Source organism: Nitrosomonas sp. ANs5 (assembly GCF_050584665.1).
Classification (GTDB): domain Bacteria; phylum Pseudomonadota; class Gammaproteobacteria; order Burkholderiales; family Nitrosomonadaceae; genus Nitrosomonas.
Map to the genome: position 1 here is coordinate 47,095 of NZ_JBEUDO010000008.1, position 24,023 is coordinate 71,117.

Sequence of the window (24,023 nt, forward strand, 5' to 3'; positions counted from 1 at the left end):
GGTTATAAATAGTCCAAGAAATAAAATATTGGTTGCTTCTGACTATTGCTAAAACACTATGCGATCAATAGTCTGACAGAAGCAGGTTTATGGATAGGATTAAGTTTATTCGCCATTTCGACAAATCCAGCTTGGTTCGGGCCAGCTCTTTGCGTACCATGCCGATAGGGAGCGACGGACATTCTGAAGTATGATTGGAAATTGAACCAGGTTAAATAGCATGACCCTCACAAGAAGAAAGAGCTTTTTCAGCCTGATCGTGATTTTACTTGTCGGGTATGCCGGCTGGCCGACTTGCATCCATGCGGCTACACAGAAATTGTTATTGACTGGTTCGAGCACGATGGCGCCGCTGATGAGCGAAATTGCTCGACGGTTTGAATCCATTCATCCAGGGGTACGGGTCGAGGTACAGACAGGCGGTTCTTCTCGTGGTCTGCATGATACACGCCGCAAGATCGCTGACATTGGTTTGGTATCTCGTGCGTTGAAACCCGAGGAGCGAGATTTGCTAGCGCATACCATTGCGCTTGACGGGATTGGCCTCGTGCTGCATGCGAGTAACCCACTGACTGCACTGATTCAAGAGCAGATCGTCGCGATTTATCAGGGAAAAATAACCAACTGGAAAACAATCGGTGGGCAGAGTGCGCGCATAACCGTTGTCAACAAAGCCGAAGGCCGCTCTACGTTGGAGCTGTTTCTGGAGTATTTCCGCTTGAAAAATAGCGCGATTAAACCACACGCCATCATCGGAGATAATCAGCAAGGGATCAAGACCATTGCCGGTAACCGCCATGCGATAGGCTATCTTTCAATTGGCACGGTGGCGCACGCAATCAGCCAGGGTATTGCGATCAAATTGCTGCCACTGGATCGGATTGTCGCATCTGCGGCGAATGTGCGCGAAGGCTCCTACCCCTTGGCGCGTCCACTCAATCTGGTGACGCGTGAGACACCTGTCGGATTGGTGCGCGATTTCATTGAATTCGCCCGCTCGGAGCAAGTCCATGATCTGGTCGAAGCGCAGTATTTCATTCCCGCCAGCCTCCATTGACAGATGGCTGCGCAGGGTATTGTATGCCGCAGCAACTATCGCGGCACTGATTATGTTGCTGATCCTGTTATTTTTGCTGTACGAATCCTGGCCCGCGTTACAGCAGCTGCCGCTTAGGCGTTTTTTCTCCGATGCTTCTTGGCATCCGTTGGAAGCACAATACAACCTGCTACCTATGCTGGCCGGTACTTTCTACGCGAGTAGCGGCGCGATGTTGCTGGCCATGCCAATGGGAATTTTATCGGCGCTTTTCATCGTTGTTTACGCACCGCCGCGCATAGCCATGCTTTACCGGCGCCTGCTCGAGTTGCTGGCGGGCATTCCATCGGTGGTATTCGGCTTCTGGGGGCTGACCACGCTGGTGCCGCTGATCAATCAGTGGGAGCCGCCTGGTCTGAGCCTGCTGGCGGCCATTCTGGTGCTGACCCTCATGATATTGCCCACCATTGCCGTCACCAGCCATGCCGCGTTACAAGCCGTCCCACGCGAATACCTGCAGGCCTCGGCAGCACTGGGTCTATCGCACTGGGGCAGCATCGTTGGTATCGCCTTGCCCGCTGCTCGAACCGGTATCCTGGCAGGCATCCTGCTCGCGGCTGGTCGTGCCATCGGCGAGACCATGGCAGTATTAATGGTGGCCGGCAATGTCGCCCAGCATGCTGGTAGCTTGTTTGACCCTATTCGTACCTTAGCCTCCAATATTGCGCTGGAAATGGCTTACGCCATGGACGGGCACCGTGCGGCCTTGTTCGTTTCGGGGTTGCTGTTGTTGCTGTGGGTCATGCTTTTGACAGCGGCGGCCAGCTGGCTGGCGAGAAACCGCCATGCTTGAGAAAACCGTGCGTAAATCGACACGGCATTCATCAAGACATGTTCTGCGGGATCAATTGCTCCGTTGGATGGTGTATGCCACGGTTGCAGTAATCAGCTTGGTATTTTTATGGATTCTATTTGATCTGGTACGTGGCGGCGCAACGCATCTATCTTGGCGCTTTTTGGTTGAACCGCCACGGGATGCCGGCCGTGCAGGTGGGATTGGACCCATTCTGGTCAGTACACTGCTAATCGTGCTAGTCGCACTGGTCAGCGCCTTACCGCTGGGATGGTCGACAGCCATACTACTCTCGGAGTTTGTGCCGGTTGCCAGTCGGCCTGGTCAGGTGATCCGTTTCAGTCTGCAAGTACTGGCAAGCATTCCCTCGATTGTGTTCGGTCTGTTTGGCAATGCCTTCTTCAGTATTTATTTGGGGATGGGGTTTTCTATTCTGTCAGGCGGGCTGACACTGGCCTGTATGTTACTGCCAATATTAGTCAGCACGGCCGAAGCAGGGCTGCGGAGCGTACCGGAGCACTACCGCTTGTCGGGTGCTGCCCTGGGCCTGTCCCGCGCGGCCGTTTTGTTCCATCTGTTGCTACCCGCTGCGATACCGGCATGGGTTGCAGGATTGCTGCTGGGAATCGGCCGCGCCGCAGCGGAAACGGCTGCACTGCTGTTTACCAGCGGCTATGTTGATCGCATGCCGGAATCGCTTCTGGATTCGGGACGCGCGCTGGCGTTGCATATCTTCGATTTATCGATGAATGTACCGGGTGGTGATGCGCCCGCCTATGCTTCGGCGCTGGTTCTGGTCATGCTGCTGCTATTGATCAACACCAGCGCCCTGCTGCTTATGCAAAGATGGCAACGGAAACGAATCGAGTCCACATGAGAGCCAAAATGACCAACCCATTTTCACCTGAGTCCGGATCCTTTACCCTGGGCTCGTTGCAAAGCGGGCCAGCCTGCTGCGTACCAGAACCGGTTATCCAGGTAAAAAATCTTTCACTCCGTTATGGTGCAAGACATGCGCTGGATGATGTAACGCTCGATATTTACCGCGGTTGTGTCACCGCGCTGATCGGTCCATCGGGCTGTGGCAAAACCAGCTTCCTGTCAGTGCTTAACCGATTGACCGATTTGATCCCGGATTGCCATCTGAAGGGCGAAATCTACCTCAACGGTCAAGACATTCATGATCCGGCCTGCAATGTGCAGCACCTACGGCGAACCATCGGTATGGTATTCCAAAAGCCGACACCCTTTCCACTCTCGATTTACCGTAATCTTGCCTTGCCCCTACACGAACATGGCATGACGCGCCGGGCCGAAGTTGATGTGGTCATTGAACAGACCTTGCATGATGTCGGTTTATGGGAGGAAGTGCGCGACCGGCTGCATACCTCTGCATTGAGTTTGTCCGGCGGACAGCAACAGCGCCTCTGTATCGCACGCGCATTAGCCCTGAACCCGGCAATAATACTGATGGATGAGCCATGTAGCGCGCTGGACCCGATCGCCTCCGGCATTGTAGAAGACCTCATCTGCCGCCTACGCGGCCGCTATACCATCGTCATTGTTACCCACAACCTAGCCCAAGCGCGCCGCATCGCCAACTATGCCGCGTTTTTCTGGGTCGGAGAACAAGAACACGCTGGCCAAGTAATCGAATTCGGTCACTGCCGGGATATTTTTGAAGCATCAGTGCATCCGCTTACTACGGCTTATATCAGTGGGGCGAGGGGATAGAGGGTTTGAAGAATCGTTGATTTCGCATCATTTTTTTTGTTCGCGACCTGATTCAGTCTCTGAGCGAAGTCAGCCAGAGCGGAGCAGGCAGAGTGTGGAGAGCGTTGCATTACCAATTCTGCCGTCATGGCATCTTCTGGGGTGCCACGCTGCTCAAGCAGCCTGCAACGAAGTGCGTAGCACTGTAAACTGACGATGATTTATTTTTTACCTGCCCCGACCAGCTGTGTGAAAGAAAATTAAACGCCGATCAAAAAGCCAGCGTTCATAATATTTGTTTGTGGATTTGACATGGATCGTTACAATAAAAACTAAATCAGCCTATTTCCACAAAATATAAAGAGTGAGTATGGGTATTGCCGGGATCGATTTCATTTTTGACGTGATATATTGCGTTGTTTCGAGCGCATGATTCTAGTCATGCGATTGAATGAGGGAGCCTGGGAGGGGATGTGCCACCAAAAATCAGGGAGTTAATCAAGGCCGGTGACGATTTCTGGCAAACTCGGAGAAGATGCTAAGAAATACCAGATACGGGCCGTAGAAAAGGCGGTCAAGGAGGCTGAGATATGAAAGAAAGTACGCTTTACGCCAAGATTGTGGAATGGTCTGAAGAAGATCAGTGCTTTGTGGGCAGCGCACCCGGTCTGCTTTTTGGTGGATGTCATGGAGCTGATGAAAAGGAGGTTTTCGCAGAGCTGTGCCAGATTGTCGATGAGACCATTGAGCTTTATCACCAAGACGGCAAGCCCCTTCCTCCTCCAACTGCTGGCAGAGATCTTGCCAATACCCTGCAACAAATCGCATAACGGTTCGACTTGGACGCGGGAGATGCCTGCAAAATGAACAATCAACCATGTCTGACCCTGCTGATTGATTGTGGGTAGAGTACCGTAGTATCGCCAGATAGGACATTCTGGAAGGAACAAAGGTCGCACTCCTTTTTGTTTGGAATTTCTTATTCGCTGTTCTGGACAGGATCCCTATGCCGCGGTTCATTGTGGCTATCTCGACTCGGCAACATCAAACGACCTCGACCAGCAATACGACAACATCACTGGTCAACGGGTCAACATAATAAAGGAGAGCGGAAAATGGATTATTCGTTAAACTCCACGTCGTCCCCCTTTCACCCATCCTCCGTGTCTCAAGAGGGAGGCGAATAATGGCAAAAATAGAAGGTTTTCGAATAAAGAATTTTAGGGCGTTAAAAGATGTCACACTGGGCCGTCTCTGGAGTCAACAACAAGCAGAGCCGCTCACGCCGATGACGGCTGTGATTGGCAAGAACGGTGTGGGGAAGAGTACGCTGTTTGATGCCTTCGGATTCCTTGCAGATGCCTTGAAGTCGGGCGTAGAAGAGGCGTGCGACTCTCGCGGCAGGGGAGGATTTGAGCGTATCCGGGCGCAAGGTCAAAAAGGGCCAATTGAATTTGAGGTCTACTACAAGGAAGATGGGAATGCCCGGCCCATCACCTATGAAATTTCCATTGATGTAGATAAATCAGGTCGTCCATATGTGCTGAAAGAACGCCTTAGACAGAGGCGCAAAGGCCAGAAGCACGGATGGCCCTTCTCGTTTCTTGTGTTGAACAGTGGAAAAGGTATTGTTTGGAAAGGCGATCAAGAAGGCCGTCAGATCGAAGAAGAAAAGGGAGAGTTTGACCTGCTCAGTTTGATGGAGTCTATCAAATCAGGTGAGGCAAAAGAAGAAGAGTCCAGGGAAACCGATGTCGTTGAGCTTGAGGACATGCGTAAGCTTGGAATTGCTACACTGGGTTCATTGAAACAGCATCCGCGGATTTCCGCGTTCCGCAAGTTTATAGAAGGCTGGTACCTCAGCTATTTCACACCAGACGCAGCCAGAAGTCTGCCTCTCGCTGGGCCTCAGAAACATCTCAACATCCATGGAGACAATCTTGGGAATGTTGTGCAATTTATGGAGCGGGAACATCCAAAGCGTTTCCAGGCTATTTTGAACCGGATTGCGGAAAAAATCCCCGGGATTAACAAGATTGATACAGAAAAGACAAACGATGGCCGTTTGCTACTGCGGTTTAATGACAAAGGTTTTCAAGATCCATTTTATTCGCAACAAATGTCTGATGGGACATTAAAGGTCTTCGCGTATCTCCTGTTGCTCGAAGATCCGACCCCGCCACCGTTTTTATGTATCGAAGAGCCGGAAAACGGTTTGTACCATAAACTTCTCGAATCCTTGGCGATGGAATTCCGTGAACACGCGACAGGTCGCAAAGGCGGATCTCAGGTTTTCATCACGACTCATCAGCCCTATCTGGTCGATGCCCTGGAGCCTGCCGAGGTCTGGATTCTGGAAAAGGGTTCGGATGGTTATTCGGTTATCCGTAGGGCAAGCGATGACGCGTTAGTAAAGAACATGGTTGCTGAGGGATTACCTTTGGGTGGGCTTTGGTACAGCGATTATCTGGATGCGAGGTAATCCGATGCATTTTGAGATACTCGTTGAAGATCAATCCGGCAAGAAAGCGCTCGATATTCTTGTTCCTGAGATTATCGGTGATGAACATACGTTTAAAGTCATTGCTTATAGGGGAATCGGTCGTATTCCTCAAAAAATGAATTCTGGCGTAGATGCAAGCAAGCGCATTTTGCTCGATAACTTACCAAGGCTTTTGAAGGGCTACGGTAATTCTTGGCAGAATTTCCCTTCCGTTGTTTTTGTGGTCTGTGATCTTGATGACAAGTGCCTCAAAGCTTTTCGCCAAGAGCTTTTCAATATTCTGGATGCCTGCATTACCAAACCAGAGACCCGGTTTTGTGTTGCCATTGAGGAAGGGGAAGCGTGGTTTCTTGGTGACATCCCAGCAGTCAAAGCCGCTTATCCAAGAGCAAAAGACGCTGTTCTAAATGCATACGTAAATGACTCCATTTGTGGTACATGGGAACGCTTGGCAGATGCGATTTACAACGGCGGATCAACCGCACTTTCCGCCAAAGGGTGGCAGGCTGTCGGCGCAGAGAAGTCTAAATGGGCTGAAAAGATCAGTCTTCACATGGATGTAACCAATAACTCGTCTCCAAGCTTTGCGTATTTTCGACAAAAGCTGCTCGAACTCGCTGGAGTAACGGCCTGATGGGGTTGCTTTGGCAATACAGAACACAATAGGGTCAGGTCGATAATAAAGGATAATAAGTTTATACTGTATTCTATATCAGGACCACTTGGTTTCGCATAAGATCGCAACACGGCGATAGGGGTTATTGTTCGAAAGAACAAGGATACTTGATTTTGAGGCGGGCTCCGCTTTGCGGTATTCACTTTTTGTTTGTCGTTCGCGACCTGACCCCATTGCTCGCTGGTGATGCCGCATGCCACCGCTGCTCTGACGTGTACGCCGCGAGCTTCATCAGGTTTCTTACCTTGGTGCGTGGCCTTTGCCACTGACGCCAATAGGCCATACGTACTCTGCGCCGGATCCAGTGATCCAGTTCGACGCAGCGCTGATAGCCGCTGGCGATTCCAAAGTAATTTATCCAGCCGCGTAAATATTGGCTGATCTTGAAAAGCTGATATCTCATCGACACACCCCAGTTGCGGTTGGTTAAGCGCCGCACTTGTTGCTTGAATTTGTGTAGCGTTTTCGGATGCCATTGAATGCGTCCTCCCTGAAAGGTAAATCCCAGAAATTGGCATTCACTGGTTTTAACCACGTGGCTTTTGGTTGTGTTCACCACCAGTTTCAAACGTTCTTGCAGGTATCTGCTGATGCTGCGCAGCACTCGTTCTCCGGCGCGTTGGCTTTTTACGATAATAGTAAAGTCGTCCGCGTACCGGGCGAACTTGTGTCCACGCCGTTCAAGTTCTTTATCCAGAGGATCAAGCATGATGTTTGCCAGTAGCGGCGATAATGGCCCGCCCTTGGGGTACACCTTCCCGACTCTCTATATAGCGCTGGTTGTCCATCACCCCGGATAACTCGACCAAGTTACCCGGCAAAGCGCTATCGGTTTCCATCTGGTTCGCTCTCCCTTGGTAATGGGGCCAAGGGAGCCAAGGCACTTGTATACCAGGGCATCACTGGTTATCTGCCGATCGCTTGTTAAGCAGATCTCCCCAGATAAGAGCATGCACTGTCTCTGCACTGCCGCATCATTTACGGTGGCCGTTAGATCACCTGGCTTCGATGTCTTGTGCCATCTCGCCTCCAGCCTACGCGCCTCATATGATGTACTTGTTCATCGGCTCGCAGTTTTGCGTTAGACTTCCTTCAGACCGCCCCTCATGGGTTGGTCCTTGCCATTCGCTAGTAGTTGGCATCTAATAACGGCATAAGCCGCTAAGAATGGTGACCTTCCTACAGAGGACTTTCACCTCATTAGTTCACGCCCATGCTGGGCGTACACAAACAGTTCCTGAGCGACAAAAGTATGTCGTCATGCCTTTTGCAAAAAGCGCAAAAGCCACGCCAACATACTTTCGCGCCAGAACAGGGGCGTTATGTGCTTCAATTATTTCCCATAGCGTAGTAGAGTGTAGGCAAGTGTTTATTTTGTGAGGGAATTATGGCTATATCCGCAGAAGATATTGAAAATGAAGCGCTTTCTCTTCCGAAAGAAGATAGAACTTGCTTGGTAATGCACCTTTTAGATAGCATTGAAGAGCGGCCGATTTCAGATCCTCGTCAAGTAGAGCATGCTTGGTTGAAAGAGGCGAATTGTCGGTACCAAGCCTACCTTCGAAGTGAAGAACAAGCAATTCCAGCTGAAGAGGCATTTTCGGACCTTAGGGCTGATGAGCGTTGAAGCCTGTTCGCTTTCTCCAATCCGCCCTTGAGGATATTCGGCGGGAAAAAGGTTATTATCGCAAAATTAGCCCTGAACTTGCCCAGAGGTTTCAAACTGCAGTTGAGTTTGCCACCAAAGCGGTCTCAAGTGATCCATTAGCAATACAGATTATTGAGCATGAAGTTCGGCGCTGGCCTCTTGAAACTTTTCCACACGGTCTGCTCTACCGCGATGAAAATGAATTCATACTTATTCTTGCTGTGTTCCATCCCAAACAACACCAGAAAAATGGTAAGAATTGGCACGCACATAATCCTTCGAGAGGGACGCTCCGCTGGCAAGCCGGCTCTGCGCCCCATCAAGCTCAACGTTATGTTTCTCAAAGATGAAGTCAATTTTGATACTGACAAAATATGCTGACAAGGTATCCGACTTGGACTGGATAGATCCTGCTGGCGATCCCGGCGCATTGTTGCCCAAAGAATGGGGGTTATATCTATTCAAGAATAAACTCACAGGGTGTATTGACTACATAGGCTCGGCTACGGGAAGCAAGGGACTTTATCAAAGGTTACGTAACCAGCACCTTCAACCAAAATACAAGAAAAGTGTGTTTCGACTTAAGCTTGAAAAGGAGCTTGTCGATGATGTGCCCGATTGTTCGGCTACATACATCAGGCAAAGGTACCTAATCGCCGTGCTGTTGGTACCTGAACATATTTCAATAATCAAAGCCCTAGAACAAGTTCTGATTTACGAGCATTTGCCAAAGTTCAATAGCGAAACAACAAAACATAACCAGCAAAAGCAGTCGGGCGCATAAATGCGCCGCTGTTTTGAGCATTGAACTAAACTCAATCAGCAGTGGAACGTCGAGAACTATATGGATCTGCCAAAATTCAACGAAACCTTCTTGCCAATTCTCGATGTGCTGAAAAATGAGGAAGCTATCTCGGGTAGAGAATTGATTCGCAGGGTAGAAGAAAAATTTTATTCAAAGCGGCCTCAAGAGCTACTCGATCAGACTATCAAGAGTGGAGAGCGTCTCATTGAGAATCGGATTGCTTGGGGAAAGTCATACCTAAAGAAAGGTGGGCTGGTTCACTATCCCCAGCGCGGTTACGTGCAAATCACGGAGAAGGGAAAAGTTGCAACCCCTGAGAGCATTTCGCTTGAGACCCTCCAGGCCGAAAATACGGGGTCAGGTCTGAATGGCACTTACTTAAGCCTAAACGTGCAAGCGCGGGGTCAAGTCTTGAATAATCTATCCCACGCAATATTGAGACAATGAACGAAAGCGTGCTTAACGCCAAGATTGTGGAATGGTCGGAAGAAGATCAGTGCTTTGTGGGCAGCGCGCCCGGCCTGCTTTTTGGTGGATGTCACGGGCCTGATGAAAAAGAGGTTTTCGCAGAGCTGTGCCAGATTGTCGATGAGACTATTGAGCTTTATCACCAAGACAGTAAGCCTCTTCTTCCCCGAACGTCCAGCAGAGATCTTGCCAATACCCTGCAACAAATCGCATAATGGTTCGACTTGGACGCGGGAAATGCCTGCAAAATGAACAATCAACCGTGTCTGACCCTGCTGAGATTGTGGGTAGAGTGCCGTAGTATCGCCAGATAGGACATTCTGGACCGGAAAAAAGGTCACACTCTTTTTTGTTCAGAATCCTTGATTCGCTCTTCTGGATCTAACCCTGTCGTGTTCGGGAAAATCACACTGAGCTGGAACAGTATCATGTGATCAAGGACTGGTACTATCTGGGCAGTATTGAGCCAATCCAGATGGCACAAAAACTGAATAAACCAGCGCCTCATCTGGACCTTGGATACTTACAAAATTTTGATCAAACCAATCCTGTCAGGGCAAACTGAAATTATTTTTTTGTGAAATCTTTAGGGCTGGTTATGTTTTACGTCAGGGCGTCTGCATCCGCTGACTTATCCCCTAAAAACTTGAATGGTTCTGTGCATAACTGCTTTAAGGTATTGGTTATTAGGGAAAGGGTGTGGGTGATTGACAATTGATCAAAGATAGAGCGCCATGCGGGCAAATTAGCCGCTTGGAGTCACTCATTCAGGAAATCCGGATTTCATTGTGGGGTTCGTATGAATCGCATCGACCATGACACAGAGGAAGCAGTCCGTCGCTTCCTCACCTTGATCGCCAATCGCTACGACATAGCGGGGGCCATTGTCTATGGCAGCCGTGCGCGTGGCACGCACCGCCCGGACAGCGATGCGGATGTTGCTGTACTCTTGCGCGGCGAGCCTCAACGCTTCCTGATTGCCAAGCTGGATATGGCCGATGTCGCTTTTGATGTGCTGCTCGAAACTGGCATCCTCATCTCGCCGCTTCCGATCTGGCTTGACGAATGGGAGCACCCGGAGAACTACGCGAACCCCACCTTGCTACGCAACATCAACCGGGAGGGAGTTCGACTGTGAGCAATCGACAAATGACACCAGACGCTTTGATGGCGAAGGCTGACACGGCTTGTTCGTCCGCCCGAGCCTTGCTCGATCTTGGTGACGTGGATGGCGCAGCCAACCGTGCCTACTACGCCATGTTCGACGCCGCCCGCGCCGCACTACTGGCGTCGGGTGCGCCGGTAGTGCCGGATATTGGTCGCACCCATAGCGGCCTGATCGGGGCCTTCAGCAACTTTTTGGTTAAGAACGGCCCGGTATCGAAAGAGGTGGGACGCCTCCTGAACCGGGCGCACGAAATCCGGCTGGTGGCCGACTACAAAGGAGATTCCGTCGAGCCTGCCGATGCGCAGGAGATAGTGGAACAGGCTGAAACCTTCGTCGCCACCATGCGGGCCGAGTTTATGCCGGTAGAGTCTGACGACAACGACTATGGGATGACACCATGACAAATCGCATAACGGTTCGACTTGGACGTGGGAAATGCCTGCAAAATGAACAATCAACCATGTGAACAATCAACCATGTCTGACCCTGCTGATTGATTGTGGGTAGAGTACCGTAGTATCGCCAGATAGGACATTCTGGAAGGAACAAAGGTCGCACTACTTTTTGTTTGGAATTTCTTATTCGCTGTTCTGGACCTGACCCCGTCGTGTTCGCGTCGTGTTCGTGTAGGGAGTAGAACATCACGACAGAAGGTCCACAGAAAACTGGCTGAAAAACCGGCAGGCTGTGCTGTTTGGGCCTACTTCGATGCGGACACTCTCCAGCTTGGCCCTTTTCTGTACTTTGGTAGTCGAGATGGTGGGCCGCTACCGGATATCTCCAACATGCCAGTTGCCCGTCATACAAAGGGTAATAAAGAAGGCTTCAAAGCCAGCCGTCCGAATATTCGGACAATAAACAAGGGACACTTCGACGCTTGCGAATCGGTCATGGAAGTATATGAGGCACTATTCGGAGTCAATTGCAAGTCGCTAAAATTCGCTCCGGCCCTGGCGGGCCTCCGCCGGACGGCTTTTCCGCTGCGCTCCAAAGTCGCCGCTTAGCTCAATCGTTAGCTGGGCGAGAATTGACGTTTTGATGTCATGACGCTATAATGCGTACCAGCACGTTATTTGGAGAATGCCATGAGCGAGACATCGAAGCGTTCTACAGTTTATTTCGACCCTCAATTGCACGCTGCGCTTCGGCTTAAGGCCGCCCATACACACCGTTCCCTATCAGATATTGTCAACGATGCTGTTCGTGCGGCGCTGGCTGAGGATCAGGAAGATCTGGCTGCGTTCGAGGAACGGGTTTCCGAGCCGACGATGAGCTATGAGGCCTTGCTGGACGATCTGAAGGCGCATGGCAAGTTATAAGCTTGTCTTCAAAAAATCCGTCTCAAAGGATTTTCGGCCAATCCCAAACAAAGATGTTGCCCATCTTCTTCAGCGCATGCAGGCGCTGCAGGAGAATCCTCGTCCAGTTGGTAGTGAAAAGCTTTCAGGGCAAGAGCGTTACCGGATCCGACAAGGTGTATACCGAATCATTTATGAAGTGGCAGATGAGCTTCTTGTCGTGACGGTTGTGAAGGTTGGTCACCGAAAACATGTCTACAAGCGCAGCTGACCAGGCCATGCAGTTGACGCTCCTGTCGTCGCGCAATCGATGGCTGGCGTTGGGCACCATTGGAGAAGGTAGCCAAATGATTGATACATGGGTATCTGATTTCGAATCGGCAAGCAAGCACGGGGTCAAGTCTTGAATAATCTATCCCACGTAATATTGAGACAATGAACGAAAGCGTGCTTTACGCCAAGATTGTGGAATGGTCTGAAGAAGATCAGTGCTTTGTGGGCAGCGCGCCCGGCCTGCTTTTTGGTGGATGCCATGGGCCGAATGAAAAGGAGGTTTTCGCAGAGCTGTGCCGGATTGTCGATGAGACTATTGAGCTTTATCACCAAGACAGTAAGCCTCTTCCTCCTCCAACTGCTGGCAGAGATCTTGCCAATACCCTGCAACAAATCGCATAATGATTCGACTTGGACGTGGGAAATGCCTGCAAAATGAACAATCAACCATGTCTGGCCCTGCTGATTGATTGTGGGTCGAGTGCCGTAGTATCGCCAGATAGGACATTCTGGGCCGGAAAAAAGATCGCACTCCTTTTTGTTCAGCATCCTTGATTCGCTCTTCTGGACCTGCCCCCGTCGTGTTTGCTGGCGTCGGGTGCGCCGACAGTGCCGGATATTGGTCGCACCCATAGCGGCCTGATCGGGGCCTTCAGCAACTTTTTGGTTAAGAACGGCCCGGTATAGTAAGAGGTGGTTGCCAACAAAGTATTAAAATTCTTGTCAGTCGCGTGGGGTTTCAAAAATCAGATTCAGGCGAATGTCGTGCAGTTGCAGAAGACATTGGCGTCGCGTATCCACACTGGGGTTCTCCGCTCCGATGAAGAATATCGGAATAAAATCTCCAAAGCGGCGCGTCGTGTCAAAACGACCCTCAATGGCAGAGGCCACATGCGCTACATCCTCGGTCGTGAGGGCAAAAGGCAATCCGCTGGTTCTCCAGAGATAGTCGCGTGCGCCAGCTGTCGTCGATTCGCGAAAGCTGATCGTTCGGTCGTCGACAATGATCGGACGTGCCGGTATCGCGGCATGTGCTGTATCACTTGCCGAATCGGCCGGCCACGTTCCAGTGAGGGCTCCACCATTAAGCGACATTCCGACAACGAACCGTCCATGATCGCCTGATTGTGGCACAGGGCAATTGATTGTCTGCCCATATGGTCTGGTTGCACCGCTGACAAAGGCACCCACCAGCTGACTGGGTGCTTGCTCGCGGATTGGTGCCAGTCCAAAAACCAGCCAGCCATGATGATCGATTGCCACGTTGCTGCGGCAGCGGGGGCGCTCACCATCCGGTTGGGATGCACTTTCATATCCGACAATGACGGCATCGGGGGACAGATCCTGGAAAACGGGAGGTGCAAGACCGGATGTATTCACTCCGCACAATATCCCTAGTGGCTGTGTCGCCTCCCTGACATAAAGCTGCTGGCGCCCAGTGGGCTCTAGCTGCACGATTTTGCGCACACCGCCTGGTCCACAGGCAGACAGAGCCAGCAACGACAGAACAGTACCGATAATCGAAATTTTGTAGGTCATTGAATATCCTGGTAGGTTAACGCCAATCTTACTGCATTTCCGATGACCAAAATTTGGTTGGCATGCAATCATATCAAAATATCAGCACAAAGGCCCCGCAGACCGTGCGCCCGGCCTGTTTTTTGGTGGATGTCACGGGCCTGATGAAAAGGAGGTTTTTGCGGAGCTGTGTCATATTGTCGAGGAGACCATTGGGCTTTATCACCAAGACGGTAAGCCCCTTCCTCCTCCAACTGCTGGCAGAGATCTTGTCAATACCCTGCTGCAAATCGCATGACAGTTCAACTCGGATGCGGGCAAGGCCCGAAAAATGCAGAACCAACCGTGTCCGACCCCATTGATTACGTTGATTGCATTGATCTGGCTTGGTTTTTTCGGCCAAGTTCCGTGAGGGAGCTTCTGCGGTGGCGAACCTATGCTCCCCAGGCTTCACATTCTCGTATCTGACAGGCGTTACTTTTGGCCCGTCCAGCGCCCCATGGGTTCAAAGAACTCAGCCAGTATAGTGGCGCTTTGAGAGCCCCCCTGTAAGGAGGCTCCCGCGCCGCACGCTATCTTCTTCCCTAACCTCAAGGCCGAGGCTTGCCGTGCTCCGGGTCACGTCAATATCGGGTTGGTGATTATGCGGTTGTGGGTATCGTGTCGGTGATTTCCAGTAATTCCTCGATTCCTTGTGTGTTTTCAATGTCTCGGTTAGGACGGAATACCAGCAGCGCATTGCTGCGTGCTTCGACGTAGACACCTGGATAGCGTTTGACGAAGGTGAGTAGCTTGTCTGCTGCTGCCAACGCTAGACCATCGTTATTTCGTGTGTAAACTCGATATCCATCCGGATGATCGATTTGTACGGAGGGAGCGTGCTCCTGATAATCTACCAAGTAACGTTTCAGGTAATGCCCGGGAGCCAGTACCAGATCCGGAATAGCCGGGATGTCGTCCGGGAGTGTAACGATCACCAGGGTATGGCGATGCTCGACGTAGTAATCCGGTGCAGCGGTATGGCTATAATCAAACACTTTGATCCCGTAACCATGGTAGGTTGCGGTCATCACGTTACTTTCCTGCTTCCGGTCCCCGCGTCGCAGGTAGATAAAACCATGCACATCTAATACTGCCAGAGTGGCGGGATTGAATGTCATGCCATGCCTTTTTGCAAAGGCTTCCATCTTCTCTGCTCGTGTCGAGAGCCTCGCCTCGCGCCGGACCAGCGCTGCATCGTGCATGCGTGCAGATAGGGAATGCTGGGTAAATTGATAGTACTGTTCGAGGCCCAGCAAATGGAAGGGGCGGCCAGATCGCAGGCATTCTTCCTGTAATTGGTGCAGATAATCCATGGCTGTGTGATCCACGATCCGTCCCGACTCTGTGACGATGAGAGATAGCGAGGCATCATTCTGAATATTTTGCAACAGTTTATCCAAGGGCAGCAGATTGAAGCACACCAGCGATCCCAGGGAGATCTCGTAGTGTTGGCGTCCGTCACGCGTACTGGAATGGACTTTGATCACCGGATTTCGAAACAGGCTCGCCAGATTGCGCCAGATTAATTCCAACGCTTGGACAAAGGTTAATCGCCCAGTCAGGACCGTACGGAATGAAGGTGTCAGAAGGTACGCCAGCATCAAAATTTCAACTGCCATACCGATCAGAATTCCCCAAAGCAGGCCCGTCATCAGAATGGCAGCCACCGTTAATAGAAAGATCAATATTTGATCGCGTCCAATGGCATAGGTCTTACTGAAGACCCGGTACTCGCACAATCGCCAACCGACATAGATCAAAATAGCAGCAATTGCTGTCAAGGGAATCATGGCGATCAGATCGGTGGCGAGCAGCAGGAACACGATCAAAAACGCGGCGTTGTAAAAATTAGCCCAAAGTGTACGTCCACCTGCATCGATATTGGCTCGGCTTTTTACACCGCCTGGAATGATTGTCAAGCCGCCGGCCAGACTAGAAGCTACATTGGATACGCCCATCGCACGCAGCGTGACGTTGGGGTCTGATTTGCGCTGATAGGGGTCGATCTTGTCCACGGCGGCGATCGTAGCCAGGGATTCGATGCCATCGATCAGGGTCAGGGTGATGACAACTGTCAGCATGCTGATCCATAGATCAGACCGGGTGAGCAGCTCTCCAAAGGCCGGAGGGGTGATGCCACCTTCCAGGAGGTTATCTGGCATCGCGATCAGATAGGAGGCATCCAATCCCAATACAAGGGCAAGAACAAGGCCCAGCATGGCTACGAATAAGGGCGGTGGAATGCGTCGCAGCCAGGTTCGGCGGGTTGCGTTGAGAAGAAACATCAGGAGCAGGCAAAGACTGCCGATGAGGAATACGGCTGGCTGGATGTGGGTCAGGGTTTCCGGTAGTGTGGTGATGGAGTCCAGCGTGGTCGGAGCGACCGGCGAAAGATCGCCTAGCAAAGGGGGGATCTGTTTGAGGATGATCATGATGCCGATCGCCGCAAGCATCGCTTCAACAACCGTTACTGGCAAAAAGATGGCGAAGCGTCCAGCATTCATGAACGCCAGTAGAATCTGCGCCAGGCCAGTCAAACAGATAGCCACCAGCAATAGTGGGTAGCCTGCTGCAAGGTCGCCATTGCCTAGAAGCAGCATGCCTGAAAGCAAGGCGGGAGCAAGACCCGCTGCCGGCCCGCTGATGGTTACATAGGCGCCTCCCAGGAACGGAAATACCAGTCCAGCAATGATGGCAGAGATCACGCCGGACACTGGTGGAGCACCAGATGCGATGGCAATGCCAAGGGATAGTGGCAATGACACCAATGCTACTTGCATACCGGCGCCAAGATCATAGCGCCAGTGCTTCAAGCCCTTGATTCCGTTACTTGGTTTGCTCTCTAAGGTATTCATTATTTTTATCCATCCACGAGATACAACGTTTACTAATATCGGTAAATTTCGCTACAGAATCGTAGGCGCACAGATAGCTGGGCAGGACTATAATCATATAGTATCAAACTGTTTCCGTGCTTAATTTTTGGGGGCCTGAAATGGGCACATTGGCCGTTGAAACACATGCTTTAGCAGCAAATGTCGAGTTCACGGATAACGACATGGTCGTGCCTTTGGTCGATGGGAAAACAATAATTATCCCGCTAGGAGGCTGTCCGAGAATAGCGATCGTAGCGAGGGCGAGAGGGTGTTTCATTGCCCGGAAATCGATGAAGACCTGAGGGTGGCCGGCTTGCTTCGCGCAAGTCATTGATAATCATTGTGCAACCGGGCAACCAAGGGTCTCTAATCCTCGGACGCCACAACATCCTGCATGCGGCTCTGCACAGGGCGTTTCGCTTGCAATGATGAGGCTTGATTCATCCATCGCGCAGTGCATAAAGCCTCTGGGATTGCAGGTGGCAGGTATGGGGCAGGTTGAGAGCCAAGAAAATAAGGAAAGAAAAACAAGCGTCTATATTCTTTGTTTGCCATCTGCCTCTGTTTCTTGTGTTTCACAAAGGGGGGGCAGAGAAGGCGCGTGTCGAGCGGCAGCTGCGGTTTGCTGGCTTGATGTGGCAGCTGTTCGACCTGGTGGGGCTGCTCGCCAGTTGGTGCCCGGAGTGGATGGGATAAGGCAGGGGTCCAGCACGCAGAACGGAGCGTATCTTCGATGACCTTTCTCCCGTGCCGATGTGGAAGGCTCAAGTCGGGGTTCGGATGGCGCATCACTCCAAATCCGGTTCTGCGAGGAGTAGGGTCGAACCGATGCATGACCGGGGTATTGTGGTACTGCCGGGAAACCAGGCGGCAACGGAAAACACCAACGGTGACCTGCCGATCGGCGAGCCACCGGTTTATCTTCTGTCAGACTAAATGATCCAATTGCATTGGAAACGGCTTATTCCTAAATCCAAGGTGTGTGCCGCAGGGATTTGGCGGAACTGAACAAAATCAGATTTTTCTTGCCCAGAAATTTGTCAAGTATTTTTTTAATTATTCTTGGAGGGGCAAGTGGTTACCTCTAATTTATGTTATAAAAGAATGCGCGTTATTTCGCTTGGGCTTAGATCAGATAAGCTAACACTACTCTTGGCAGTTTAGTGAATTTGGATAGCGCGATGTTTGCCAAGTCTTTTTTGGCATTACCAATCTTAAGCAAAACAAGGAGGTAGATTTATGAAAACCTTAGCGTCTATTATCGCAATTGGAATGATGGCTTTCATCTTTACTGCGAATAGCTTTGCAGCGGATACTGAACATAGGTTGGAGGCATTAGCGCATGCTGAAGAAGCCGTGAAACATGGAGAAATGGGTCATGCCAGCGAATTGCTCATGCATGCGGAAGATAGCTTGAAACACGCCAGAGATGCAATGCAAGAGGATGGTGATGCACATATGAAAAAGGCTATCATGCAGTTAGAAGAAGCTATCGAACATGCAAAAATGGATCATGCCGATGTGGCAACGCAACATGCCAGAAAAGCAATGAAGCACTTGCGCGAATCTGGTGTCAGAAAGATGCATTAATCATGTTAAAAGCAACAGCCCCCGGCATTCTCTGGGGGTTGTTCAAAATGAGTAAGGGGTCAGGTCTTGAATGAGGAGGTGAAGCAAGTGCATATTCCTTTGGTTGCGCCCGATTCTGATATATGTCGCTGAGCATCAATCGGCGCATTGCAAACTCGCTTTGTCGTTGCTGTGAGAATTTCCAGCTTTGTCAGTATTCTGACATTTATCAAGCGCCAGGGAAATCGGGCTCACGTTCAAGATTCTAAGCTGACACGAGAGGGCGTTCATGAATAACGGGACGAGTGAAGCCGACGATGAATTTGTCAAATGTGTGGAATTTTTTCATAACGCTACACTGTCGTGGTTACAGAATACCGATATCACTATCGCCTGTGGCCGTTGGAATGACGGTGCGATTGCCGAACTGATGCCCCAAGGCCAAGGGTATTTAATGCCCGCCCGGTACGAAGATCGCTTTGCGGGCGTGCGTGAGTTACGCTTGAATAATGCGCCGCACCATCTACATATCGATTTCGGGCGAGTTTCCCATATCCTTTATACGGTGACACCCAGCATATGCCTTGGCTTCAAACCCTCATTCGAAGCGCGCCTCATGACGAAAGATCCACAGGGAAGGCAATCAAACCAGTGGATAATATCCTTTATGCTTAACAAGCCTTACGAACAAGAAAAACTGTGCTCAGGCAAGATACAGAAGTATTTTGAACTGGCTCGCCAACAAGCGATGCAACGCCCAGACCTAGTGAAATTCCACATAGATTCATCGATTTTCACCTCTGCCCTTGGCCTGGAATTACTCGAGTTTTTACGAATACACACTGGAATTGCCGCAGGGGACTGGCCGGATATCATCCGGGCGCTCTCTCCTGCTTCTGCCTCCCCCGCCGGTAGGCAGCACCCAATAACTGAGCCTCTTTGCGTCCCCCTCTTGAAGCAAGCACTTTTACTTCGAGACGCGTCACTCGTCATCTACCGCGACCGCACCCTGATTGAATTCAAGACCGATAAGCTTGGCGGTCTGTATCACTATGCCGAGGACAATTATGATTCTTGGCAAATTGGAGCCTTTGACGATCATCATTGCCATCTGAAGCTCGATGCTGTCGAACGAGTCTTATTTTCTGCCGAGCGGGTGCCTTGTCAAGGCAATGGCATCAATTACACCATATGGTTTTTAACAGCGGACACCAGTGGCAATCCCCATCGATCCGACGGTTATTTTTCCATCGTACTCAACCGTCCTTATTCAGGCAATGAACCACGTCTTGAGGTAATTGAGCCCCTGTTGAGTCTATATCGCGAATTTCAGCATGTCGGCTGGGTCACGGCAGAGCCCAGGTTTCTTGAAATTCTCCAAAGTGAACCGCCGCAACGACAATCGTTACCGTAATGATCAGCAAAACGAATCCAGCTTCCCATTACGCTTGAAGAAAGGCATAGTGACCATGAATGTTGGGTTTAATCTTGCCTGCAAGGATTGCGATCGGACAATACCTGACGGGTTCTCTGTTCCAGTTCTTGCTCGCTGACAAGGCTGGCAGCAAGTACTAATTTCTCGAGAGATGAAAGCCAGCGAAGATAATAATCCCAATCAGGATCATCCTTGCTGTGAGCAGATTCCCACTCAGCAATGGATGCGATTAATGCCTGCCGAAAGTCTTCCCATTCGTAGAAGCCCTGCTTGGACAGTGCAATTGCCATGCCAAAGGCACGACCTTCCCAGGGTCTTTGAAATAGAATCTCCCCGTTATCGCGAGGTGGAGAATCTTCACTCCCCAGCATACTGGCTGCAGCAAACTGCTCGAATTTGATTTGCATGGCTATTCAGATTCTCCCTGTGTTTTGGTTTCAGCAGGCACCACTACTTTTGCTGCACCTTGCATGGATTCCGGCGTAACAATTGCGGCAAGCTGAGTTTCCGTCCATCCCTCAGTGCCTTCCGGGCGTTCAGGTAGAACAAACCATCGAATCTGGGCACTCGTATCCCAGACTTTAACTTCAACCGATTCAGGGATGTCCAGGCCAAACTCTTTGAGCACTTTTCTGGGTTCCCTAATCGCTCTTGCCCGGAAAGTCGGGTCTTTAAACCAGTAGGGTGGCAAGCCTAATACAGGCCACGGATAACAAGAACACATCGTACAAACGATCAGGTTATGTACTTGGGAAGTATTGGCAACAGCTCGCATATTCTCCCCTTCCGCGCCGGCCATGCCTCGTGGAAAATGCATGTCTGCGATTGCCGCAGGCGTATCTGCAAGCAGGCGTGCTTTGAACTGTGGATCTACCCATGCTTTCGCGACAATTTTTGCACCATTGAAAGGTCCCATGTCCTTTTCGAAGAACGCAATGACTTTATCAACTGTCTGAGCCGTAATGATTCCCTTTTCAATCAGTAGGGACTCTAAAGCCTTAACGCGTGCCGCACTGTATTCTTCTCGATCAATGCTATTAGCCATTCCTTGCGCCTCATTCAGAATACTGTTTTGCTATTGTCGCTTGTAATTTGAGCTACTGGTTGCGATCCTCAAGATACGCTTCAAAAACCTGGACGTATATCTTGGTATTGGGCTCAGTCAGATTACCCCAAATATCATGTGAGTTGAACACGACATTATAAATAGGCATCGGATCACCTATCCCATCGCCCGTTGGAAAGTAGTAGTTGTAAGCGCCTTCATAGACTTCATCAACGATCCCTTTTTTTGTTCGCAGGTATCCCGGTAACTTGCAGTGATCGACAGGAGGAGGGTTTCTAACCGTAACCATATCACCTACCTTGAATTTTGGCTGAACAGCTGTGTGACAAGCAGGTGAATCCCCTGTCCGCAAGTACTCAACGACCTGTGCATCGATGGCTGAATTCTGCACTTCTGGCAATGAAGCATTTATATCTGTCAGGTATAACCCGGTCCTGGTATTCAGCTCTCCAGCAGAGATATAGCCTGACTCCAGAAAGAATCCTGAAATACCGCCCAACCATTTTTCATAGTATCGATATTTAAAGTAATCAAAAGGATTCATTCCCTCCGCCCCCTTACGCAGATGCCCCCAAGTCCAAAAACTGTCGAATTTGGTCGGAACGGATTTCACGGCATCCAAATGATTACTCAGCGCCATCATGGCCACGTGGATTCCAAAAATACGTTTTTCCCAGGGTTGAACAAACACGCGTTTCTCGAAACTGGATGGTTCAAGGTTTTCAAGTCCTCCAATGTAATGTTGTAGTTTCATCGCGTGATCTCCATAAAAACTGCAGAAAAGATTTTGATTTATCTACTCAATTTTTAAACTTGAATCCCTTCATCACAGCAGTAGATTATTTGACAAGGTCTTAACCTGATGAAATCACTGTCAGAATTGAACAGGCTTAGCTTGCAAGACAGGACCGGAACCCCGCCTTGAGCGCCTTCTCAGATAAATGACGGCCAATGAAGACGAGTTCGTTTCGACGTGGCTCATCGTTCTTCCAGACACGTCCTGGCCTGCCGTCCAACAACATATGCACACCCTGGAAAACAAAGCGCCTGCTTTCCGAATCAATATCGAGGATACCTTTCATGCGATAGATATCTTTTCCTTTATCCTGCAAGAGCTGGTAAATCCACCGATTGAATTTATCACCATCGACACGCCCAGTTTCAACTATAGATACAGAAAATACCGATTCATCATGCTGATGGGCATCTTCACTGAGCAAGGAGGGATCTATGTGAAGCGCCTGCTTCAAATCAAATGCTTTGATCCCGAGTATAGAATCCATTGGAATATCACTATGCTGCGTTCTATAGATCTTAGCAAAGGAAGCCATCCTCCGAATTCGCTGCTCCAGGTCGTCTAAAGTTTCCGGGGAGACCAAATCGGTCTTGTTTAGCAATACCACATCAGCAAAGGCAATCTGTTCCTTTGCTTCGTCGCTATCCCAATGTTGCCAAATATGCTTTGAATCTACTACAGTAACCACTGCATCAAGCTGGGTTTTTGTCCTCATCACTTCGTCAGCGAAGAAGGATTGAATAACTGGCGCAGGGTCTGCCAAGCCAGTTGTCTCGATCACAATATGATCGAACCTATCTTGCTTCTGCATCAAATTATCGAAGATACGAACTAAATCCCCTCTGACACTGCAACATATACAACCATTGTTCATTTCCAATATTTCTTCATCAGCGTCAATGACCAACTGACTATCGATACCGATTTCTCCAAACTCATTCACGATGACAGCAATTCTTTTGCCATGATCATATGTAAGTATATGATTGAGCAATGTTGTTTTGCCAGATCCTAAAAATCCGGTAATAACACTCACAGGTACTAGCGATGTAGTGTAAGGCGTCATAGAAAGAATTTTATGAAATTTAATACTGCAACTTGTTCGCTATCACAGCATCGGTTCTCCACATAGTGCGGCTGGATAATCACATACTCATGCTACTGGAGCATTTGCAACAGTCAGTTTAATCGCAAAAAAGCACTTGACAAGAGTTCTGAACAAAAAATCAAAGTAGCGTTGTGAGGTATTGCCTTTCTCAGCTGTGGCTGGCATGCGGAAGATATCTGGCTGCATCGCTTAACCCTTTGAACTGGCCATAAAATTGCATGCTAGAAAATTCTGGCTGTCAGTATATAATCCTAGAAGGCTGTCCGAGAGACTGATCTACTGCGGACGAGCCTGATTGGCCGGATTTTACGATCTTTTTCGTTAAATAGAACGACTATTCGCCTCAAATGATCGAGAAATCCAACTCAACCAGCCTCGCCCTCGCTACGATCGCTATTCTCGGACAGCCTCCTAGAATTACTCTGTTAACAGTTTGGCCAAACACAATGCAGGAACCTAAATTCCCCCACGTAGAGCCCTACCGGTTTGTTTTCAGGTGGCGGCGTTTTTTGATGCATAGCGCGATCATGGGTATTGGTGTGATACTGGGTCTGATGACCTGGTATTTTGGCAAGCCGCACAGTATCCGGTTTTATGAAACGATGGCGGAAGAACAGCTGGCTACTGTCCTAGCGCCTGGTATCGATATGGCGCTGGATGCGGGCAGTTCTATCGCTGTCAACGCAGATCAACCCATGAAAGTGGAGTTGTTCAAGGGCAACGTCTATTTTGACATCGATAAAAATGCCGCGAATCCGCTTGAAGCTAAAGTTGGCAGTACCCTTATCGAGGGCTTCGGCACCCGTTGCAGTATCCAGATGCGCAAAGATGGTCATCACCATGTCGCTGTTGCGGAGGGACATATCAAGATCCATGTCTCATCCGGGGTCTATCAAATCAATGCATCTGAACAAGCCGACTTTGATGATACGGGCATCAGCAAGCACCGCTTGATTGCTGACCGAAACATCGCGCCCTGGCGCTCTCGGCAGTGATTGCGTAGAATCCGATCAGATCTTCATCGTTTTGAGTGCCAGTGTCCATTTGTGCAGTTCCATCCAGCATTGCCTGGCCCGAATTCACGTGATGATTCTGGGGTGTGAAGTTTTTTCCTGATCGATGAGCGTCGAGACATATGGATGGCGACAGCTTCAACCATGGGCATTATTTTT

General features: G+C 50.0%; 29 protein-coding genes. 21 read left to right on the top strand and 8 right to left on the bottom strand.

What is annotated here, in order from left to right; all coding sequences use genetic code 11:
- Positions 1-220: 220 nt before the first annotated feature.
- The 7 genes from ABTW62_RS03485 (at position 221) to ABTW62_RS03515 (ending at position 6,739) form a co-directional block, all read left to right on the top strand.
- Positions 221-1,057 (top strand): phosphate ABC transporter substrate-binding protein, encoded by an 837-nt coding sequence (locus ABTW62_RS03485; RefSeq protein WP_430903193.1) that lies wholly within the window; start codon positions 221-223, stop codon positions 1,055-1,057.
- The gene (pstC, locus tag ABTW62_RS03490; RefSeq protein ID WP_430903194.1) at positions 1,011-1,889 is read left to right on the top strand and encodes a phosphate ABC transporter permease subunit PstC; all 879 of its coding nucleotides are present in this window, start codon (positions 1,011-1,013) and stop codon (positions 1,887-1,889) included. The genes ABTW62_RS03485 and pstC overlap by 47 nt, the downstream gene beginning before the upstream one ends.
- A complete protein-coding gene (pstA, locus tag ABTW62_RS03495; protein ID WP_430903195.1) occupies positions 1,882-2,766 on the top strand; it encodes a phosphate ABC transporter permease PstA in 885 nt (294 codons plus the stop codon). Before pstC ends, pstA begins: the two co-directional genes overlap by 8 nt.
- Positions 2,767-2,774: 8 nt before the next feature.
- Complete coding sequence (locus ABTW62_RS03500; protein WP_430903196.1) at positions 2,775-3,623, top strand: phosphate ABC transporter ATP-binding protein; 849 nt, start codon at positions 2,775-2,777, stop codon at positions 3,621-3,623.
- Positions 3,624-4,192: 569 nt separating this feature from the next.
- Positions 4,193-4,432, top strand: coding sequence for a hypothetical protein (locus ABTW62_RS03505; RefSeq protein WP_430903197.1), 240 nt, complete (start codon positions 4,193-4,195; stop codon positions 4,430-4,432).
- A gap of 356 nt (positions 4,433-4,788) precedes the next feature.
- Positions 4,789-6,084, top strand: a complete 1,296-nt coding sequence (locus ABTW62_RS03510; protein ID WP_430903198.1) for an AAA family ATPase — start codon at positions 4,789-4,791, stop codon at positions 6,082-6,084.
- 4 nt (positions 6,085-6,088) lie between these two features.
- Positions 6,089-6,739 carry a hypothetical protein gene (locus tag ABTW62_RS03515; protein WP_430903199.1) on the top strand — a complete coding sequence of 217 codons (651 nt, stop codon included), beginning with the start codon at positions 6,089-6,091 and terminating at the stop codon, positions 6,737-6,739.
- Between the two features lie 181 nt (positions 6,740-6,920).
- Here the strand turns inward: ABTW62_RS03515 and ABTW62_RS03520 are convergent, their stop codons facing one another.
- Both ABTW62_RS03520 and ABTW62_RS03525 read right to left on the bottom strand, forming a co-directional pair.
- The gene (locus ABTW62_RS03520; RefSeq protein WP_430903200.1) at positions 6,921-7,490 is read right to left on the bottom strand and encodes a group II intron maturase-specific domain-containing protein; all 570 of its coding nucleotides are present in this window, start codon (positions 7,488-7,490) and stop codon (positions 6,921-6,923) included.
- Positions 7,483-7,620 (bottom strand): hypothetical protein, encoded by a 138-nt coding sequence (locus ABTW62_RS03525; RefSeq protein WP_430903201.1) that lies wholly within the window; start codon positions 7,618-7,620, stop codon positions 7,483-7,485. Before ABTW62_RS03525 ends, ABTW62_RS03520 begins: the two co-directional genes overlap by 8 nt.
- 548 nt (positions 7,621-8,168) lie before the next feature.
- Here ABTW62_RS03525 and ABTW62_RS03530 point away from each other — a divergent pair.
- The 10 genes from ABTW62_RS03530 to ABTW62_RS03575 all read left to right on the top strand — a co-directional run bounded on the left by ABTW62_RS03530 (position 8,169) and on the right by ABTW62_RS03575 (position 12,843).
- Positions 8,169-8,408 carry an addiction module protein gene (locus tag ABTW62_RS03530; RefSeq protein ID WP_430903202.1) on the top strand — a complete coding sequence of 80 codons (240 nt, stop codon included), beginning with the start codon at positions 8,169-8,171 and terminating at the stop codon, positions 8,406-8,408.
- Positions 8,405-8,779, top strand: a complete 375-nt coding sequence (locus ABTW62_RS03535) for a type II toxin-antitoxin system RelE/ParE family toxin (RefSeq protein WP_430903203.1) — start codon at positions 8,405-8,407, stop codon at positions 8,777-8,779. Before ABTW62_RS03530 ends, ABTW62_RS03535 begins: the two co-directional genes overlap by 4 nt.
- A 44-nt stretch (positions 8,780-8,823) precedes the next feature.
- Positions 8,824-9,213, top strand: a complete 390-nt coding sequence (locus ABTW62_RS03540) for a hypothetical protein (protein WP_430903204.1) — start codon at positions 8,824-8,826, stop codon at positions 9,211-9,213.
- Between the two features lie 60 nt (positions 9,214-9,273).
- A complete protein-coding gene (locus ABTW62_RS03545; protein ID WP_430903205.1) occupies positions 9,274-9,681 on the top strand; it encodes a winged helix-turn-helix domain-containing protein in 408 nt (135 codons plus the stop codon).
- Entirely contained in the window at positions 9,678-9,917 is a 240-nt protein-coding gene (locus tag ABTW62_RS03550; RefSeq protein WP_430903206.1) for a hypothetical protein, read from the top strand. Before ABTW62_RS03545 ends, ABTW62_RS03550 begins: the two co-directional genes overlap by 4 nt.
- 584 nt (positions 9,918-10,501) lie before the next feature.
- A complete protein-coding gene (locus ABTW62_RS03555; protein ID WP_430903207.1) occupies positions 10,502-10,840 on the top strand; it encodes a nucleotidyltransferase domain-containing protein in 339 nt (112 codons plus the stop codon).
- A complete protein-coding gene (locus tag ABTW62_RS03560; RefSeq protein WP_430903208.1) occupies positions 10,837-11,271 on the top strand; it encodes a HEPN domain-containing protein in 435 nt (144 codons plus the stop codon). Before ABTW62_RS03555 ends, ABTW62_RS03560 begins: the two co-directional genes overlap by 4 nt.
- A gap of 684 nt (positions 11,272-11,955) precedes the next feature.
- On the top strand, positions 11,956-12,189 hold the full coding sequence (locus ABTW62_RS03565; protein WP_146875068.1) for a CopG family transcriptional regulator: 234 nt from the start codon (positions 11,956-11,958) through the stop codon (positions 12,187-12,189).
- Positions 12,176-12,439 (top strand): type II toxin-antitoxin system RelE family toxin, encoded by a 264-nt coding sequence (locus tag ABTW62_RS03570; RefSeq protein WP_430903209.1) that lies wholly within the window; start codon positions 12,176-12,178, stop codon positions 12,437-12,439. The genes ABTW62_RS03565 and ABTW62_RS03570 overlap by 14 nt, the downstream gene beginning before the upstream one ends.
- Before the next feature lie 164 nt (positions 12,440-12,603).
- Positions 12,604-12,843 carry a hypothetical protein gene (locus ABTW62_RS03575; protein ID WP_430903210.1) on the top strand — a complete coding sequence of 80 codons (240 nt, stop codon included), beginning with the start codon at positions 12,604-12,606 and terminating at the stop codon, positions 12,841-12,843.
- Between the two features lie 321 nt (positions 12,844-13,164).
- Here ABTW62_RS03575 and ABTW62_RS03580 read toward each other — a convergent pair whose 3' ends face one another.
- Both ABTW62_RS03580 and ABTW62_RS03585 read right to left on the bottom strand, forming a co-directional pair.
- Complete coding sequence (locus tag ABTW62_RS03580; protein ID WP_430903211.1) at positions 13,165-13,980, bottom strand: hypothetical protein; 816 nt, start codon at positions 13,978-13,980, stop codon at positions 13,165-13,167.
- Between the two features lie 620 nt (positions 13,981-14,600).
- Positions 14,601-16,856, bottom strand: coding sequence for a SulP family inorganic anion transporter (locus tag ABTW62_RS03585; RefSeq protein ID WP_430903213.1), 2,256 nt, complete (start codon positions 16,854-16,856; stop codon positions 14,601-14,603).
- 591 nt (positions 16,857-17,447) lie between these two features.
- Here ABTW62_RS03585 and ABTW62_RS03590 point away from each other — a divergent pair.
- The 3 genes from ABTW62_RS03590 to ABTW62_RS03600 all read left to right on the top strand — a co-directional run bounded on the left by ABTW62_RS03590 (position 17,448) and on the right by ABTW62_RS03600 (position 19,860).
- Complete coding sequence (locus ABTW62_RS03590; RefSeq protein ID WP_430903214.1) at positions 17,448-17,573, top strand: hypothetical protein; 126 nt, start codon at positions 17,448-17,450, stop codon at positions 17,571-17,573.
- A gap of 543 nt (positions 17,574-18,116) precedes the next feature.
- Entirely contained in the window at positions 18,117-18,467 is a 351-nt protein-coding gene (gene smbP / locus ABTW62_RS03595) for a small metal-binding protein SmbP (protein WP_430903215.1), read from the top strand.
- Between the two features lie 268 nt (positions 18,468-18,735).
- The gene (locus ABTW62_RS03600; protein ID WP_430903216.1) at positions 18,736-19,860 is read left to right on the top strand and encodes a hypothetical protein; all 1,125 of its coding nucleotides are present in this window, start codon (positions 18,736-18,738) and stop codon (positions 19,858-19,860) included.
- Positions 19,861-19,928: 68 nt separating this feature from the next.
- Here the strand turns inward: ABTW62_RS03600 and ABTW62_RS03605 are convergent, their stop codons facing one another.
- The 4 genes from ABTW62_RS03605 to ABTW62_RS03620 form a co-directional block, all read right to left on the bottom strand.
- Positions 19,929-20,288, bottom strand: a complete 360-nt coding sequence (locus ABTW62_RS03605; protein WP_430903217.1) for a nitrile hydratase accessory protein — start codon at positions 20,286-20,288, stop codon at positions 19,929-19,931.
- Positions 20,289-20,290: 2 nt separating this feature from the next.
- The gene (nthA, locus tag ABTW62_RS03610) at positions 20,291-20,926 is read right to left on the bottom strand and encodes a nitrile hydratase subunit alpha (RefSeq protein ID WP_430903219.1); all 636 of its coding nucleotides are present in this window, start codon (positions 20,924-20,926) and stop codon (positions 20,291-20,293) included.
- Positions 20,927-20,978: 52 nt separating this feature from the next.
- Positions 20,979-21,701 carry a nitrile hydratase subunit beta gene (gene nthB / locus ABTW62_RS03615; protein WP_430903220.1) on the bottom strand — a complete coding sequence of 241 codons (723 nt, stop codon included), beginning with the start codon at positions 21,699-21,701 and terminating at the stop codon, positions 20,979-20,981.
- A 136-nt stretch (positions 21,702-21,837) separates the two neighbouring features.
- Positions 21,838-22,809 (bottom strand): CobW family GTP-binding protein, encoded by a 972-nt coding sequence (locus tag ABTW62_RS03620; protein WP_430903222.1) that lies wholly within the window; start codon positions 22,807-22,809, stop codon positions 21,838-21,840.
- A 554-nt stretch (positions 22,810-23,363) separates the two neighbouring features.
- On the opposite strand from ABTW62_RS03620, the gene ABTW62_RS03625 reads away from it, so the two are divergent.
- A complete protein-coding gene (locus ABTW62_RS03625) occupies positions 23,364-23,846 on the top strand; it encodes a FecR domain-containing protein (protein WP_430903223.1) in 483 nt (160 codons plus the stop codon).
- Positions 23,847-24,023: the final 177 nt, after the last annotated feature.